The sequence below is a fragment of the Streptosporangium sp. NPDC050148 genome, from assembly GCF_055586505.1.
The window spans coordinates 1-14,989 of record NZ_JBVJIA010000036.1; the positions used below are offsets into that span (position 1 = coordinate 1).

The 14,989-nt window shown below is 73.3% G+C and carries 19 protein-coding genes; 13 read left to right on the top strand and 6 right to left on the bottom strand.

All coding sequences use genetic code 11. The features are described from left to right. Nucleotides 1–17 precede the first annotated feature (17 nt). The 4 genes from ACZ6RT_RS30655 (at nt 18) to ACZ6RT_RS30670 (ending at nt 2,884) form a co-directional block, all read left to right on the top strand. Nucleotides 18–719, top strand: coding sequence for an alpha/beta fold hydrolase (locus ACZ6RT_RS30655; protein ID WP_470157449.1), 702 nt, complete (start codon nt 18–20; stop codon nt 717–719). A gap of 148 nt (nt 720–867) precedes the next feature. After that, nucleotides 868–1,359, top strand: coding sequence for a hypothetical protein (locus ACZ6RT_RS30660; protein WP_470157384.1), 492 nt, complete (start codon nt 868–870; stop codon nt 1,357–1,359). After that, nucleotides 1,359–2,075, top strand: coding sequence for a GAF and ANTAR domain-containing protein (locus ACZ6RT_RS30665; RefSeq protein ID WP_470157385.1), 717 nt, complete (start codon nt 1,359–1,361; stop codon nt 2,073–2,075). Before ACZ6RT_RS30660 ends, ACZ6RT_RS30665 begins: the two co-directional genes overlap by 1 nt. A gap of 80 nt (nt 2,076–2,155) precedes the next feature. Further along, the gene (locus ACZ6RT_RS30670; protein ID WP_399192488.1) at nt 2,156–2,884 is read left to right on the top strand and encodes a GAF and ANTAR domain-containing protein; all 729 of its coding nucleotides are present in this window, start codon (nt 2,156–2,158) and stop codon (nt 2,882–2,884) included. Nucleotides 2,885–2,909: 25 nt separating this feature from the next. Here ACZ6RT_RS30670 and ACZ6RT_RS30675 read toward each other — a convergent pair whose 3' ends face one another. Then, complete coding sequence (locus ACZ6RT_RS30675) at nt 2,910–3,275, bottom strand: STAS domain-containing protein (RefSeq protein WP_470157386.1); 366 nt, start codon at nt 3,273–3,275, stop codon at nt 2,910–2,912. Between the two features lie 398 nt (nt 3,276–3,673). Continuing rightward, a complete protein-coding gene (locus ACZ6RT_RS30680; protein WP_399192484.1) occupies nt 3,674–4,693 on the bottom strand; it encodes an aldo/keto reductase in 1,020 nt (339 codons plus the stop codon). 128 nt (nt 4,694–4,821) lie between these two features. On the opposite strand from ACZ6RT_RS30680, the gene ACZ6RT_RS30685 reads away from it, so the two are divergent. From ACZ6RT_RS30685 to ACZ6RT_RS30705, 5 genes are all read left to right on the top strand, one after another. Next, entirely contained in the window at nt 4,822–5,454 is a 633-nt protein-coding gene (locus tag ACZ6RT_RS30685; protein WP_470157387.1) for a TetR/AcrR family transcriptional regulator, read from the top strand. 25 nt (nt 5,455–5,479) lie between these two features. Then, the gene (locus ACZ6RT_RS30690; protein WP_470157388.1) at nt 5,480–6,217 is read left to right on the top strand and encodes a VOC family protein; all 738 of its coding nucleotides are present in this window, start codon (nt 5,480–5,482) and stop codon (nt 6,215–6,217) included. A gap of 149 nt (nt 6,218–6,366) precedes the next feature. Then, nucleotides 6,367–6,831 (top strand): tetratricopeptide repeat protein, encoded by a 465-nt coding sequence (locus ACZ6RT_RS30695; RefSeq protein ID WP_399192478.1) that lies wholly within the window; start codon nt 6,367–6,369, stop codon nt 6,829–6,831. Between the two features lie 213 nt (nt 6,832–7,044). Continuing rightward, nucleotides 7,045–7,416, top strand: a complete 372-nt coding sequence (locus tag ACZ6RT_RS30700) for a hypothetical protein (RefSeq protein WP_399192476.1) — start codon at nt 7,045–7,047, stop codon at nt 7,414–7,416. A gap of 397 nt (nt 7,417–7,813) precedes the next feature. Then, entirely contained in the window at nt 7,814–8,185 is a 372-nt protein-coding gene (locus ACZ6RT_RS30705; protein WP_399192474.1) for a DUF4267 domain-containing protein, read from the top strand. A 92-nt stretch (nt 8,186–8,277) separates the two neighbouring features. On the opposite strand, the gene ACZ6RT_RS30710 is transcribed toward ACZ6RT_RS30705, so the two are convergent. Genes ACZ6RT_RS30710 through vanY-N form a run of 3 tightly spaced genes read right to left on the bottom strand, consistent with a single transcriptional unit; the run spans nt 8,278 to nt 9,998 of the window. Then, nucleotides 8,278–8,790 (bottom strand): hypothetical protein, encoded by a 513-nt coding sequence (locus ACZ6RT_RS30710; RefSeq protein ID WP_470157389.1) that lies wholly within the window; start codon nt 8,788–8,790, stop codon nt 8,278–8,280. Continuing rightward, nucleotides 8,780–9,208: a MarR family winged helix-turn-helix transcriptional regulator gene (locus ACZ6RT_RS30715; RefSeq protein ID WP_470157390.1), complete on the bottom strand. Its 429-nt coding sequence runs from the start codon at nt 9,206–9,208 to the stop codon at nt 8,780–8,782. The genes ACZ6RT_RS30710 and ACZ6RT_RS30715 overlap by 11 nt, the downstream gene beginning before the upstream one ends. A 58-nt stretch (nt 9,209–9,266) precedes the next feature. Then, on the bottom strand, nt 9,267–9,998 hold the full coding sequence (gene vanY-N / locus ACZ6RT_RS30720) for a D,D-peptidase/D,D-carboxypeptidase VanY-N (protein ID WP_470157391.1): 732 nt from the start codon (nt 9,996–9,998) through the stop codon (nt 9,267–9,269). A 224-nt stretch (nt 9,999–10,222) separates the two neighbouring features. Between vanY-N and ACZ6RT_RS30725 the strand changes: the two genes are divergently transcribed. Genes ACZ6RT_RS30725 through ACZ6RT_RS30735 form a run of 3 tightly spaced genes read left to right on the top strand, consistent with a single transcriptional unit; the run spans nt 10,223 to nt 12,967 of the window. After that, nucleotides 10,223–10,897, top strand: a complete 675-nt coding sequence (locus ACZ6RT_RS30725) for a response regulator (protein ID WP_399192466.1) — start codon at nt 10,223–10,225, stop codon at nt 10,895–10,897. Between the two features lie 7 nt (nt 10,898–10,904). After that, nucleotides 10,905–12,479 carry an ATP-binding protein gene (locus ACZ6RT_RS30730; protein WP_470157392.1) on the top strand — a complete coding sequence of 525 codons (1,575 nt, stop codon included), beginning with the start codon at nt 10,905–10,907 and terminating at the stop codon, nt 12,477–12,479. Then, entirely contained in the window at nt 12,476–12,967 is a 492-nt protein-coding gene (locus ACZ6RT_RS30735; RefSeq protein ID WP_399192462.1) for a GerMN domain-containing protein, read from the top strand. Before ACZ6RT_RS30730 ends, ACZ6RT_RS30735 begins: the two co-directional genes overlap by 4 nt. A 70-nt stretch (nt 12,968–13,037) precedes the next feature. Here the strand turns inward: ACZ6RT_RS30735 and ACZ6RT_RS30740 are convergent, their stop codons facing one another. Then, a complete protein-coding gene (locus tag ACZ6RT_RS30740; protein WP_470157393.1) occupies nt 13,038–13,886 on the bottom strand; it encodes an NAD(P)H-binding protein in 849 nt (282 codons plus the stop codon). Between the two features lie 142 nt (nt 13,887–14,028). Here ACZ6RT_RS30740 and ACZ6RT_RS30745 point away from each other — a divergent pair, with 142 nt between their 5' ends. Then, a complete protein-coding gene (locus ACZ6RT_RS30745) occupies nt 14,029–14,961 on the top strand; it encodes an AraC family transcriptional regulator (protein WP_470157394.1) in 933 nt (310 codons plus the stop codon). Nucleotides 14,962–14,989: the final 28 nt, after the last annotated feature.

Consider the following 14,989-nt stretch of genomic DNA (forward strand, 5'->3'; position numbering starts at 1 on the left):
GCCCCCCCCCCCCCCTCCTGCCCACCCCCCCCCCCCCCCTCCCCGCCCCCCCCCCCCCCCACCCCCCCCCCCCCCCCCCTCCCCCCCCCCCCCCCCCCCTCCCTCCCCCCCCCCCCCCCCCCCCCCCCCCCCCCTCTCCCCGCCCCCCCCCCCCCGGGCCGGCCTCGGCCACCTTCGACGACCAGGTGGCGGCCGTGCTCGCCGCCGTGGACTCGGCGTCGGGGGCGCCCATGGTGGTGGGGCACTCCGCCGCCTGCACCCTGGCCTGGCTGGCCGCCGACGCGCGGCCGGAGAGGGTCGCCAAGGTCGTGTTCATCGGAGGCTTCCCGGCCGCCGACGGGCAGCGCTACGCCGACCTCTTCGAGCCGGAGGACGGCGTGACGCCCTTTCCCGGCTGGGGTCCGTTCGAGGGGCCGGACTCCGCCGACCTCGGTGAGAAGGCCAGGCGGGACTTCGCGGACGCGGCGATCCCCGTGCCCGCAGGGGTGACGAAGGGCGTGGTGCGCCTGAGGGACGAGCGGCGGTTCGGCGTCCCCGTCCTCGTCGTGTGTCCGGAGTTCACCCCCGCCCAGGCCCGGGAGTGGATCGCCGCCGGTGACGCGCCCGAGGTGGCCGGGGTCGAGCACCTCGACCTCGTGGACATCGACTCGGGCCACTGGCCCATGATCACGGAGCCGTCCGGACTCGCCCGGCTCCTGGCCGCAGCGGCCCCGCGATGAACGCACCGCGGCGGCCGGGCGGCACGTCGGGCGTACCGCAGGCGCGTCCGGTGCACGGCCGGTGCGGGGCCGGTGCACGGTCTTGTCCGACGGGTACCATTCCTCGCCGGCGGGCTCGTCCTTTCGGCGAGCCCCTGGAGGGTGCGGCATGGACGGCATCGGCGGTATCGGCTGCGCGCCGGCCCGCAACGGTGGAACATGTGGGGCGTTGCGCATCACCCCGACGGCTCATCCGCCGGGGATGCGGCCGGAAGGGGAGCTGGATCATGGCGGCGTGCCCGCGGTGACGATGACGGTGGCGTCGGCGCCGATGACTCATCCGGCGGCCTGCGGTGACGGCCCTCTTCACGTTGATCTGAGCGGGTCGGCCGTCATCGATGCCGGTGGTCTGCGAGTGCCGGTCGGCGCCGGTCTCGACGCGGGTGACGGCGACGCGGGCGTGATCCGGGCGACGTCGATCTCGCCGGTGGCGGGTCGCCCGTCGAAGCCGGTGGCGGGTCGCCTGTCGAAGCCGACCGGACGGGAGAGCGGACCCGGCCGGGGCCGAGCGTCCGTCATGGGCCGGGCGCGGCCCGGCGTCGGCGGACATCGCCGGCCCGTGGTCGCCACGGACACCGGTGTCGTGGACGGCGGAGGTTGATGGACAGGCGGCGCTCGGCGGCGGTGTGGACGGCGATCAACGACCACGCCCGTGCCGAGGGCACGGCGGTCCGTCTCGAGACGGTGTGCCTGGTCTGCGCGCGGACACTACGCGCCCAAGGGGTGGGCATGGCCCTCAACGGCCGGCTCACGGGGTACGAACCGGTGTGCGGGAGCGGTGCGGGCGCCTTTCGCTCGATGGACCTGCACGCCACGCTGGGCGAGGGCCCGGGGCATGACGCGCTGGCCGGGGACCGGCCCGTGCTGGTCGACGACCTGGCCGATGACGCCACGCGGCGGCGCTGGCCGATGTTCGCCCCGGCCGCCGTGCAGGCAGGCGTCCGCGCGATTTTCGTGTTCCCGCTGCTGCTGGGAGTGATCTCGGTCGGTGTGCTGGAGATCAGCCGCACCGAGCCCGGATGGCTGACGCCGCAGCAGGTGGCCGACGCGCTGGTGTTCGCCGATGCGGCGCTGCTGGTGCAGGTGCAGCACCTGGCGTCCCCCGACGACGCCGACGAGGTGAAGGAACTGCGGTGGGAGAGCGCCGAGCGCTGGGCACAGGTGCACCAGGCCACCGGCATGGTGGCGATCCAGTCAGGTACCGACCTGAGTGCAGCGTTCGTCCGGTTACGCGCCCGCGCCTTCGCCGATGGACGCGGCCTGCTGGAGGTGGCCCGCGACGTGGTGGCGCGGCGGCTGCGATTCGAACCGGACTGACACCGGACCGGAGCCGCCGTGGCTCCCACGGACGACGAACCGCCGGACACGATCACGATCATGGAACGAAGGTGAGGACAGTGCTCGACCGACGGACGGCGCAGACGTTCGTGGAGCTGGCCGACACGCTGGTGGTCGGCTTCGACGTCATCGATTTCCTGCAGACGCTGGCCGAGCGCTGCGTGGACCTCCTCGACGTCGACGCCGCCGGCATCCTGCTGGCCGACCCGCGTGGCTCCTTGACGCTGGTGGCGGCCTCCACCGAACAGGTCCGCCTGCTGGAGCTGTTCCAGCTGCAGAACGAGGAAGGCCCCTGCCTGGACTGCTACCACAGCGGGCGACCGGTGATCTGCCCGGACCTGGCCGCTCCCCCGCAGCGATGGCCGCGTTTCGCCGCGGCGGCCCACCAGGTGGGCTTCGCCGCGGTGCAGGCCTTTCCGCTGCGGCTGCGCGACCAGGTACTGGGAGCGATGAACCTGTTCAGCGCCACCACCGAGGCCGTCTCTCCCGACCATGTCGCCGTGGCTCAGGCGCTGGCGGACGTGGCCACCATCGGCATCACCCATGAGCGCACCCTGCGCCGGCAGCAGCTCGTCACCGAGCAACTGCAACACGCCCTCAACAGCCGCATCGTCATCGAACAGGCCAGCGGCATGCTCGCCGAGCGCGGCCAGATCCCCATCGCCGAGGCGTTCGCGCTGATGCGCGCCCATGCCCGCAACCACAACGAGCGGCTGTCGGCGGTGGCCCGTCAGGTGACCGACCAGGACCCGATCGTGTCCGAGCTGCTCGGCGCCGCCCCGTCGTAGCCGGGCGGTCCGGGCAGCCGGTCGCTCAGGTGATGGGGGTCTGGGCGGTCGGCCGGTGGTCCGGGCCGACCGCGACGGGGAAGAGGGACTCCAGGCGGGTCAGGCACAGAAGCCGCCGGACGAAGGGGGTGAGCGCGGCGAGCCGCAGAGGGATCATGGCGGTGTCCGCACGGGTCCTGATCGCGACCAGGGCGGTCAGTCCACGGGCGTCCATGAAGGTCACCGCACCGAGGTCGAGGACCAGCGGGCCGGCGGCGCCGTCGATGAGCGAGGCGAGGCAGGCGTGCAGGCGGGGGGCGGTGGCCAGATCCACCTCACCGCCGACCTCGACCACGGTGTGGTCGTCGGGGTAGTCGTGCACGGGGCGGACGGTCAGATGAAACGGACCCATGGTGTCTCCCTGATGCATCACCTGAAGGACGCGGGGTCAAGACGGCCCAGGGAGATGGCGATGTACGAAACATGCCGAATAGGAAAAAACTCTGTGTGTATTTTTAAATACACTCCGTAGTGTAGGGCGTGGTCTCTCGCGGCACCAGCCCCGTCCCGAAGCGATCGCCGGACGAGGGCCGCGGGAACGGGCCGCCGATCACGCCGTGAACCCTTCCCGCCGAAGGACACCGCCGGAGGCGGGCCGGTGACGCCGTAGCGGCCCGTGCGTCATGACGTGGTGATGAGCTCGTCGGCGACCCGCCGCGCGACCCCCTCGGAGAAGGGGGCGGGTCGCGCGGCCGGGGCCAGGGCGGGGGGCGTACGGCATGGGCGTGGTCCTTTCGGTGCCGCGGGGGCTCAGCGGCGCCGCAGCGAGGGGTCGAGCAGGGCGGGCGGGGTGTCGAACCGCTCGTGCGGGGCCAGGTCGACGCCGGGTGCGACGACGGAGTCGACGGCGTCGAGCACGTCGGCGGGCAGCACCGTGTCCGCGGCGGCGAGCTGTGAGCGCAGGTGGTCCAGGGTGCGGGGGCCGATGATCGCGCTGGTCACGGCCGGATGGGCGGTGACGAAGCCGAGCGCGAGCTGGATCATCGTCAGACCGGCCTCGTCGGCGACCTTCGCCAGCCGCTCGACCGCGTCGAGCCTGGCGCGGTTGGACGGGACGGACAGGTCGAAGCGCTCGGGCATGAACGCCGAGCGGTGGGTGGCGATCCGCCGGCCCTCGCGGATCGCGCCGGTCAGCCAGCCCGAGGCCAGCGGGCTCCACGCCAGCACCCCGAGCCCGTACTGCTCGGTGACGGGCAGGACGTGGGTCTCGATCCCGCGCTGCAGGATCGAGTAGCCGGGCTGCTCGGTGACGTAGCGGCCGAGGTGGTGCTCCCTGGCGGCCCACTGGGCCTGGACGATGCGGTAGGCGGGGAAGGTCGAGGAGCCGAAGTAGCGGATCTTGCCGGCGCGCCGCAGGTCGGTCAGGGCCGACAGCGTCTCCTCGTCACCGGTCGCCGGGTCCCACCGGTGGATCTGGTAGAGGTCGACGTGGTCGACGCCGAGTCGGCGCAGGCTGTTCTCCAGCTCGACGACCAGCCAGCGGCGCGAGCCGCCCCGGTGGTTGCGTTCCCGGCCCATCGGCAGGCCGGCCTTGGTGGCCAGCACGATGTCGTCGCGGCGGCCGGCGATGGCCCTGCCGACCATCTCCTCGGACTCGCCGGCGCCGTACATGTCGGCGGTGTCGACGAGGTTGATCCCGGCCTCGAGGGCGGCGTCGACGATGGCGGTGGCCTCGTCCTGGGTGGTGCGCCCGATGGCGCCGAAGTTCATCGCGCCGAGCGCGAGGGAGCTGACCTGAACGCCGGTACGGCCCAGGGTGCGGTACTGCATGGCGGGGTTCCTGACGTTGGTGGAGGGGATGCGACTCTGGCATCATGAGTAAACGGAACACCGTTCCGCATGACTCACGATACGGAACCGTGTTCCGTTTGGCAAACGCGACAGGGAGGACGTGGCACGTGAACGGCGGCGACGAGGACACGGGGCGGGCGGCCCCGCGCAAGCGGGCGGACGCCCGGCGCAACGAGAGGGTGCTGCTCGACGCCGCGGCGGCCGTCTTCGTGGCCTCGGGCGTCGAGGCGCCGATCCGCGACATCGCGGCCAGGGCCGGGGTCGGGGTGGCCACGATCTACCGTCACTTCCCGACGCGCGCGGACCTCGTCATCGCCGTCTACCGGCACCAGATCGAGGCCTGCGCCGAGGCCGGGCCCGTGCTGCTCGCGAGCGGCACGAGCCCGCACGCGGCACTGGGACGATGGATCGACCTGTTCGTCGACTTCCTGGTCACCAAGCACGGGCTCGCCGCCGCGCTGCGGTCCGACGAGGCCGGCTTCCGGCAGCTGCACGCCTACTTCCTCGACCGGCTCCTGCCCGTGTGCGCCCGGCTCGTGGAGGCCGCGGCCGCGGCCGGCGAGATCCGTCCCGACCTGGAGGCGTACGAGCTCATGCGCGGCGTCGGGAACCTCTGCATCGGCGCGGACAGCGACCCCCGCTACGACGCGCGCCGCCTGGTCGGGCTCCTCGTGGACGGCCTGCGCCTGCCCGGTGCCGCCGGTCGGGCCGAAGGCGTGCCGTTCCCCGTGATTCCTTGATCCACACGGGTATAGCATCGGCGGCATGGCGATGCGGCTTGTTCAGATTGCGATGGACGCCCGGGACGACTCCGCGGTCGGCCGGTTCTGGGCGGAGGCGCTCGGCTGGGGTGTCGGCAGCGAGGAACCCGGTGTGACCAACATCGAGCCCGTGGGTTTCGCCTACCCCGACCCCGTCGCCGTCTGCATCGACGTCATCGCCGTCCCGGAACCCAAGACGGTGAAGAACCGCGTGCACGTCGACCTGGCCACCACCTCCGTGGCCCATCAGGCGGAGCTGGTCGAGCGCCTGAAGGGGCTCGGTGCGACGCCCGCCGACATCGGCCAGGGCGATGTGCCGTGGACGGTCCTCGCCGACCCGGAGGGCAACGAGTTCTGCGTGCTGGAGCCCCGGGAGATCTACCGGGACACCGGGCCGATCGCCGCGGTGGTCGTCGACTGCGCGGACCCGCGGGCCATGGCCCGGTTCTGGGACGAGGCGATCGACTGGACCCTGCACGAGGTCACCGACGACCACGCGAGGATGCGCTCGGCCAGGGGCGTGGGCCCGTACCTGGAGTTCCTCCGCACGCCCGGCGTCAAGACCGTGAAGAACCGCGTCCATCTCGACCTGCGGCCCTACCCCGGCGACGACCAGGCCGCGGAGGTGGCCCGGCTGCGGGCGCTCGGCGCCACCGACCTCGACCTCGGCCAGGGCGACGTCCCGTGGACGTGCCTCGCCGACCCCGAGGGCAACGAGTTCGACGTCCTCACCCCCCGCTGACCTCCGACGCGGCCACCCCGCACCGCCGGGCCGCGGACCCGGTCCGGCGCCGCGGTCGTCACCGGGATCCGCCGGGCGGACCGGCCGGCCGGAGACTTGAAGATCGTCAAGGTGTACCGAGCAGCAGGCCGACGGTGAAGGAGCCGCCGATGACCACCGACCCGACGATGACCCGGATCGGCCAGGGGGTGGAGTTGCATCACCACCAGGGCCGGCGGGAAGCCGCGCGCGAGCTGTTCGCGCAGATCTGGGACGACATCGGCGGCGAGCAGGGCGATCCGCTGCACGTCTGCGTCCTCGCCCACTCGATGGCCGACGTGCAGGACGACGTACGGCAGGAGCTGATGTGGGATCTGCGGGCGCTCGACGCCGTCGCGCTGGTCACCGATGAGCGGGTGGCGCAGGCCGGGGTGCCGCTCTCGGTGGCCGGCCTGTATCCGTCGCTGCACCTCAACCTGAGCGACTGCTACCGCAAGCTGGGCGACCTCGACCGCGCCCGCGAGCACCTGCGGCAGGCGCGGGCCCGGATCGGCGCACTGGGCGACGACGAGTACGGGAAGATCGTCAAGGGGGGCCTGGAGCGGCTGACCGAACAGCTGGGCGACACCGTCTGACCGCGCCTTCGGCGATCCGGACCCCCGACGACCGGAACGGACGGCCGCCGACCGGCCGCGTGCGGCGGTGAGCCCGGGGCAGGTGTCGAGGGAGCATCCGCGTCTTCGGGCGAAGGGGCCGGGCGCTTAGGTTGGGTCCATGGGTGACGACGGGCTGCAGGCTGCGGGCGAGGGCACCGGGAAGCCGCCGGTCCCCCGCGGTGGGGAGGGCTGATGGCCACGGAGGAGGCACCCGAGCTGTACGAGGCGCTGGCCGTGTTCGCCGCGTCGGCGCGGTCGGCCTACGCCGACGGTTCGAACCTGCGGGTGCGCTCGTCGGGCATCGTGCACGCGGTGGTGATGACGCGCTGGCTGGGCGGGGAGCGGATGCCCGGTCCGGCGTGCATGGTCGGGGTGAGCGGGTGGGATCCGGGCGCGGCGCATCCGGACCGGGGCGCGGTCACCTGCCGGCGCTGCCTGAAGCTGACGACCTCGGAACCCGGGGACGAGCAACTGGAGCTGTTCCCCGTGACCACCGCCGAGCCCGAGCGCGCCACCCCCGGCCGGGCCGATACGGGCGGGGCCGATACGGGCGGGGCCGGGTAGTACGCGTCCACGGCGCCCCGGTGCCGGCGACCGCCCGCGGTACCGCACCCCGCCCCCGGGCAGGGCGTCCGGAGCGGCGCCCATGGTCCTGGTGCCGGGGCCTGCCGTCTTGCCGGTGAAGTGACCCGTAGAGGACCGGCCGATCGTACTCGATCCTCTCGGCGACCCGTCGCGTGGTCACCGCGTCCCGGGCTTCCGGCAGGACGGTTTCCCGCGCGGTCGTTTTTCGCGCGGCTGTTTCCCCCGCGGCCGTTTCCCGGGCGGTCGTGGTGATCGGCCGCTCTCGCTCACGGCACGTCCTGGTCGGCACGACCTCGATTCTATCGTCGCTGTTTTTCCTGTCATTGACATGTTAGTTTCGCTCTATATTCTAGCGCTGCTAGCAAAAGGAAAGATCATGCTCACCCCCGTCGCCTACGGCCTGGCCGTCGTGCTGAATCTGTTCATCATCTTCATCGGCCTCCGGTTCCTCCTGACACCCCACGCCTCGGCCGCCGGTTACGGCGTCCCCGCCAGGAAGGACGGTGACGGCGCCTACCTGGCCGTCAAGGGCGTGCGCGACCTCGGTTACGGCGTCCTCGGCCTCGTCCTGCTCGCCTTCGCGGGCGCCCGCGCCGAGGCCTGGTTCATGCTCGTCGTCGCCCTCGTCCCTCTGGGCGACACCGTCATCGTCCTGCGCCACGGTGGCACCAGGGCGGTCGCGTTCGGCATCCACTTCGCCACGGCCGTGGTCGTGCTCGTCAACGCCGCCCTCCTGTTCGCCGTCTGAGGCCCGAGAGCCCGTGACGGCCTTCGTGAGCCGGTCGGTGAGCCGGTCGGTGGCCCGATGCCGGGACGGTCTCCAGCCGGCCGGGGGCGGGGTCAGCCGTGTTCGGCGTGCCGGCCGTGGTCGGCGACCTGGGCGTCGAACCAGGCGTGCAACGCCTTCACCAGGGACGGGTCGGTGGTGGTGTAGGTGATCGTGGCCCCGGCGGGGAGTTCGGCGTAGCGGATGGTGATGCGGTCGTGGCCTTGTTCGAGGTCGCGCAGGCCCGGCATCCGGCCACCGTGGATGGAGGCCGGGTCGCCGTAGTCGCCCCTGCCGAAGCGTTCCGCCTCTTTGGTCAGGTGCTCGCGGATCAGGGCGACTTGCCCGGTGTCGGCCGGGTCGTCGGAGGTGACCGTCTGCACGCCACCGGTGGCGGACGTGGTGAAGCGGTGGGTGGTGCGCTCCAGGTCGAACGGCATCACCTGCCGGCCCCTGGCCGCGATCTCGGCCTGGCGGGCGGCCGACGCCTGCTCGTCGCGGCCGGTGAGCGCGTACGCGGTCACGGCGATCATGACGAGCGCCAGTGCCGCGACCAGCGCCTGGACGCGGCGATCCCTATGTTTCATCGATGGCCTCCGTGAGGATGGTCAGGGCGCGCAGCACGCCGGCACGCTCCCCTTCGGGAACACGGTCCAGAACGGCGGAGAACCGCTGGGACCTGGCCTCGGCGAGCCTGTGGGCGGCGCTCACCCCGGACGGGGTGAGCCGGACCAGCACGCCGCGTCCGTCGTCGGGCGCGGGGGTGCGCTCGGCCCAGCCGCGGTCGATGAGCTGGGTGACCAGCCGGCTGGTGGTGCTCTTCTCCAGCCGCAGCCGGTGGGCCAGCTCGCTCTGGCGCAGCGCGCCGTCTCTTGCCAGCTCGCCCAGCGCGTGCGCCTCCGAGACCGGGACGGGCTGCCCGCAGGGCGTCCGGTCCGGCTGGTGCAGGCCGAAGGCCCGCACGAAGCGGACCACGGCGTCCTGAAGTTCGCGATCAGCCGCCATGGTTCGACCATACAACCAAATGGTTGTACTGAACAACCGGATCGCGGGGAGGTCGTCGTCAGTCCCGGGCGGCGGGACGGGCCCGCGGCCCGGCCGCCACCGCTTCCGGACGCCCGGGCCGAGCCCTTCGGTGCGCCGGCCGGATCATCGGCCCGGTTCCCGGGTGGCGGCCCGTCACCTCCCCCGGATGGCCCCCGTGGGCGGAACCGGGGCCGGGCTCGATCCGGGCCCCGTCCTGGCCGGCGTGGCCCACGCCGGGGTGGGGCCGCCGTCGCGGCGCTACCCCGGCGCATTCCGGGCGGTACTCGAAGTGCCACCACTCGTTGTCGTACATGCGGTACAGGTCGTGGCGGGCGCCGTGTTCCTCGAGCCAGCGGGCGCCCTCGTGCGGTCGTACGTCCAGCGCGATGCCCTTGACGTGGCCGGATTCCGCCGGTGGCAGCACGAGCATGCGTGCCGAGGCCGGGGAGCCGGAGCGGCGCACCTCCTCGTCGAACATCCGCTGCTGGAGGAGGGGGTCGCGGTATCCCGAGGTGAGGCCGATGAGCTGGCCGTGACGCCAGAGCGCCCGGGTACGCGCCGCGGTGAACGCCGCCAGGGCACCGTCGGTGAGCCCGGTGAGGTCCTCGGCGGGAAATCGCGTCCGCAACGCCCAGCGGCAGGCCACCTCCAGGGCCCGGCCGGGATGCCGGGCGAACGCCGCGGGCAGCAGGAGCACGGCGAGCACCAGCGTGACCACGGCGTACAGCCGGTCACGGGGCCGGGGTGGGATCGTGCGTGATTCGTTCATGACGAACTACGATTGGCGTCGAATGTGCGTGCGTTGTCCGCCGCATGTCACCGTTTCTCGACGGCGGCCATCGCCGGTGGATCATCGGTGGATCGCCGGTGGATCGTCGGCGCGACCGTGACACGACCATGACACGGCGCGGACGGGGCGGGGACACGGCCGGTCGACAGTGGGTGGAGTCGGCCGGCGGCGAGGTACGGAGCGTGCTGTTGATACTCGGTGGCGTGTCACGAGTGTTGTTGATCGAGGACGACCCCGCCGTGCGGGAGGGCCTCGAGCTGGCCCTGACCCGGCACGGGCACCGGGTGCGCGCGGTGGAGTCCGGTGAGCAGGGGCTGGAGCGGCTGCGTGCGGACCTTCCCGACGTCGTGGTGCTCGATCTGATGCTGCCCGGCATGGACGGGTTCGAGGTCTGCCGCCGTATCCGGGCCGCCGGGGACGTGCCGATCATCATGGTGACCGCGCGCGGCGACGACATGGACGTGGTGGCCGGGCTGGAGGCGGGCGCCGACGACTACGTGGTCAAGCCGGTGCAGCCCAGGGTGCTGGAGGCGCGCATCCGCGCGGTGCTGCGGCGGATCGGCCGGGACCAGGCGGAGCTGGAGCGGCACGGGGACCTGACCATCGACCGGGCCGGGCTGACGGTCTCCAACCGCGGCGTGCCGGTCAGCCTCGCCCCGACCGAGCTGCGCCTGCTGCTGGAGCTCTCCGGCACGCCGGGCCGGGTGCACAGCCGCCAGCAGCTGCTGGAGTCGGTGTGGGAGCACGGGTACTTCGGCGACTCGCGGCTGGTGGACGCCTGCGTGCAGCGGTTGCGCGCGAAGATCGAGGACGACTCTGCGGCGCCCGTCTACGTGCAGACGGTACGGGGCTTCGGGTACCGGTTCGGGCCGGTGTGATCCTCCGGTGGCATCCTGGCCGAACCTGGGGCTACGTGCCCGGCTGCTGTTCGCGTTCGCGCTGCTGTGCGTGGTCACCGTGACGGCGGTGGCCGGAGGGATCTACCTCCAGGCCCGCAACGACATCCTGCAGCGGACCCAGGACGCCACGGTCCAGGCGGTCAGGAGCCGCCTGCAGGCGCTCTACCCGTTGCGGAGCGCGACGCCGGGCCCGGCCGAGCTCGGCGACATCGCCGCCGCCGTGCCCGGCCAGGACGGCGTGGAGTATGCGATCGCCGTCTACGGTGGGATGCACTCGCCGGTCGCCCCCTCAGGGCCCGGGAGGCCGGGCCGGAGGGTGCTGGCTCCGCCGGAGCCCGGCAGGCCGGACGGGGGGATGCCGGTCCCGCAGGCCCCGCCGGAGCCCGGGGGGCCGGACGGGAGGGTGCCGGCCATGGATCTCGGGGTGGTTTCACCGGAGTTGCGGCGGGTGGTGGCCGGCGGCGATACCGCGTGGCAACGCGTGGTGCGGCAGGGCGTGCCCTGGCTGATCATCGGCGCGCCGTTGCTGATCACCGAACCGGACGGCACGGCGCGGGTATCGGGTGTCGAGGTCTACGCCGCGCGCAGCCTGCTCGCCGAACAGCGCAGCATCGACGACCTCGCCACCCGCGCCTGGCTGATCGGCGGGGCGGCCCTGGGATTCGCGGTCGTCCTCGCGTTGCTGGCCACCCGGAGCGTGCTGGGCCCGGTGCGCGAGCTCGGCCGGGCGGCACGCCTGCTGGGCGAGGGCGAGCTGCGGACCAGGATCGTGGTCCGCGGCTCCGACGAGCTGGCCGAGGTGGCGCGCACGTTCAACGACACCGCCGCGGAGCTGGAACGGCACGTCACGCAGCTGCGCGAGATGGAGGCCGACGCCCGCCGGTTCGTGGCCGACGTGTCCCACGAGCTGCGCACCCCGCTGGCCGCGCTCACCGCGGTCGCCGACGTCCTCGACGAGGAGGCGGCCGGGCTGCCCGAGCCCGCAGGCAGGGCCGCCAGGCTGGTCAGCCAGGAGACGCTCAACCTCACCGCGCTGGTGAACGACCTCATCGAGATCAGCAGGTTCGACTCGGGCGTCGCGGCCCTCGTGCCGAACGAGGTCGACGTGGCCGAGCTGGTGCGCTCGACCCTGCGGGTGCGGGGCTGGTCGGAGCGGGTGCAGGCCGAGCTTCCCCCGGCGGTGACGGCACGGCTGGACCCGCGCCGGGTGGACGTCATCCTCGCGAACCTGGTCGGCAACGCCCTGCGGCACGGCGAACCACCGGTGTCGGTACGGCTCTCCGCCGACCCGCACCGGATCGTTCTGGAGGTCCGCGACCACGGACCGGGGCTGGACGAGGCGGTGCTGCCGCACGTGTTCGACCGTTTCTACAAGGCCAGCGCGGCCAGGGCCAGGTCCGAGGGCAGCGGCCTGGGCCTGGCCATCGCGCGGGAGAACGCGCGCCTGCACCGGGGTGACCTCACCGTCGCCAACGCCCCGGACGGCGGCGCCGTCTTCACGCTGCGCCTGCCACGCCGGGCACCCGAACCGGTGTCCGACCCGGACGGGGGCCCCGGGTGAGGACCGGCCCCGCCCGCCGCGTGCTCGCCGCGGGCCTCGTGTCGCTCGCCGTCGTGGCCGGCTGCGGCGTGCAGCCCAGCGACGTCATCCCCGCCGGCGACCCGCCGAGCGGAGGCGTCGTACCGGCCACCACGATCACCCTCTACCTGGTGAAGGACGGCCGGCTCACCGCGGTGACGCGGCCCCGGCCCGGTGGCCGTCCGCTGTTCGAGGCGGACACGCTCGCGCTGCTGGCGGCCGGGCCCACCGCGAGGGAGCAGGCGCACGGGCTCACCAGCGACGTTCCGCCCGAGGCCGGCCCGTTCTCGGTGACCGGCAGGTCCGCGGGCCACGTGGTGGTGACCCTGTCCACCCCGGCCGGTGAGCTGTCCGCGCTGGCCGTCGGCCAGATCGTGTGCACGGCCGCCGCCACGGCGCCCGAGAGCCCCGCCCGGGTCACGGTCGTCGGTGCCGGGCAGAGCGTCGGCCCCCACAGCTGCCCGGCATGACGGCGGCGCCTTCCGGGCCGCCGGTCGTGCGGGCCGCATCCGCCGATGCCGTGGCGTGCCTCGGGCCGCCTCAGGCGGTGGTCCTCACCAGGTGGCGCAGCGTCTCGCCGAGCTCGGTCGTACACGTGTGCCGCCTGCCGCCCCCGGGTCGCAGGACGCCTCGCTGCTCGGCGTCGTACAGGCCGGCCAGTTCCTCGGCGAGCCGGGGCGGAACGCCCCCCTCCACCATCGTGGAGACCCACGAGGGCCGCGGGACGGTCACCACCGTGAGCGGCCTGCCGAGAACGGCCGCCAGCTCCTCGGCCACCTGCCGTTCCGAGTACTCGGGGCCGTCCAGATCGATGATCTCGCCGGCCGGGGCGGGCGCCGTGAGGGAGCCGGCGACCACCCCGCCGATGTCGCGCGTCGCGATCATCGGGACGGGCACGTCGGCCGACGCCCCGAAGACCGGGTAGACGCCGGCCCCGAGAGCGGCGTCGAGCACCGTCTCGACCTTCTCCTGGAAGTGCGACGCGCGAATCGCGGTCAGGGGCACGCCCGTCTCGCGCAGCCGGTTCTCCATGTGGTGGAGCCAGCGGATGGGGCCGCTGCCCTCGGCCAGCTCTGCCCCGATCGAGGACAGCATCACCACGTGCGGGACACCGCCGTCCAGGACCGCACCGGCGATCGAGTCGGCCAGCCCGCGGTGGTAGGCGTCAGGGTCGGCCGCCGCCGGATCCGTCGGCAGCAGGACGAACACCCCGCGGCAGCCGCGGAACGCCTCCGCCAGCGCCGCCCTGTCGCCGAGATCGGCGACGGAGACCTCGGCTCCCGCTCCGGTCCAGTCCGCGCCCTTGGCCGCGTCGCGGACCACGGCCCGCACCGGTTCCCCCCTGGCCAGGAGGTCCCGGGCCGCCGCCCCGCCTACGTGGCCTGTCACTCCTGTGATCGCGTACATCGGATGCCTCCGGTGGGTCGTCGAGGTGGGTCGTCGAGTGGGTCATGCCCAGTGAACAGGCATCGGGAGAGACGATCCATATTCCGTACGCTCACTTCCATTTCTGTGCGTCTAAACTGAGGTCGTGGACCCCCTCGCTGACCTGCTCGACGGCGTTCGTGCCCGAAGTGCGGCGTTCTGTCAGGCGATCCTGGAACCTCCGTGGTCGCTGCGGATCTCCGACGGCGCCCCGCTCGCCCTGGCCACCACGCTGCGCGGGCACGCCTGGATCATGCTCGGCGACGGTGAGCCGGTGCCGATGCGCACCGGGGACGTGGCCATCGTCAAGGGACCGGATCCGTACACGATCAGCGACGACCCGGCGACCCCGCCGGAGATCATGGTCCACGCGGGCAACCGGCTGACCACCATGGACGGCGTCGACATCACCGAGAGGCTGCGGCTCGGGCCGCGCACGAGCGGGCACGGCCCCGACGGGTCGGCGATCGTGGCCAGCGGGACCTACCAGGTCACCGGGGACGTGAGCGAGCGGCTGCTGAGCGCCCTGCCGCAGGTCGTGCTCGTGCCGCGGTCGGGCGAGCAGTCCCCGATCATGGAACTGCTCGCCCGGGAGGTCGACAACGAAGGACCCGGCCAGCAGGTCGTCCTCGACCGTCTCCTGGATCTGGCACTGCTCGCGACCCTGCGCGCCTGGTTCGCCCGCCCCGAGGCCCGGGCACCCGGCTGGTACCGGGCGCAGAGCGATCCGCTGATCGGCCCGGCGCTGCGGCTGATCCATGACGACCCGGCCCGCCCGTGGACGGTCGCCTCGCTGGCGCAGAAGGTGGGCGCCTCACGCGCGGCGTTCGCGCGCCGGTTCACCACCCTCGTGGGGGAACCCCCCATGGCGTACCTCACCGGCTGGCGGATGGCGCTCGCCGCCGACCTGCTGCGCTCCTCCGACACCACGATCGACGCGGTCGCCCGCCACGTCGGCTACGCCAACGCCTTCGCGCTGAGCGTGGCCTTCAAACGGGTACGCGGCGTGTCCCCGAGCCGCCACCGGGCGGGCAGGTGAGACCGGCGCCCGACGAGGACCGGCCGGG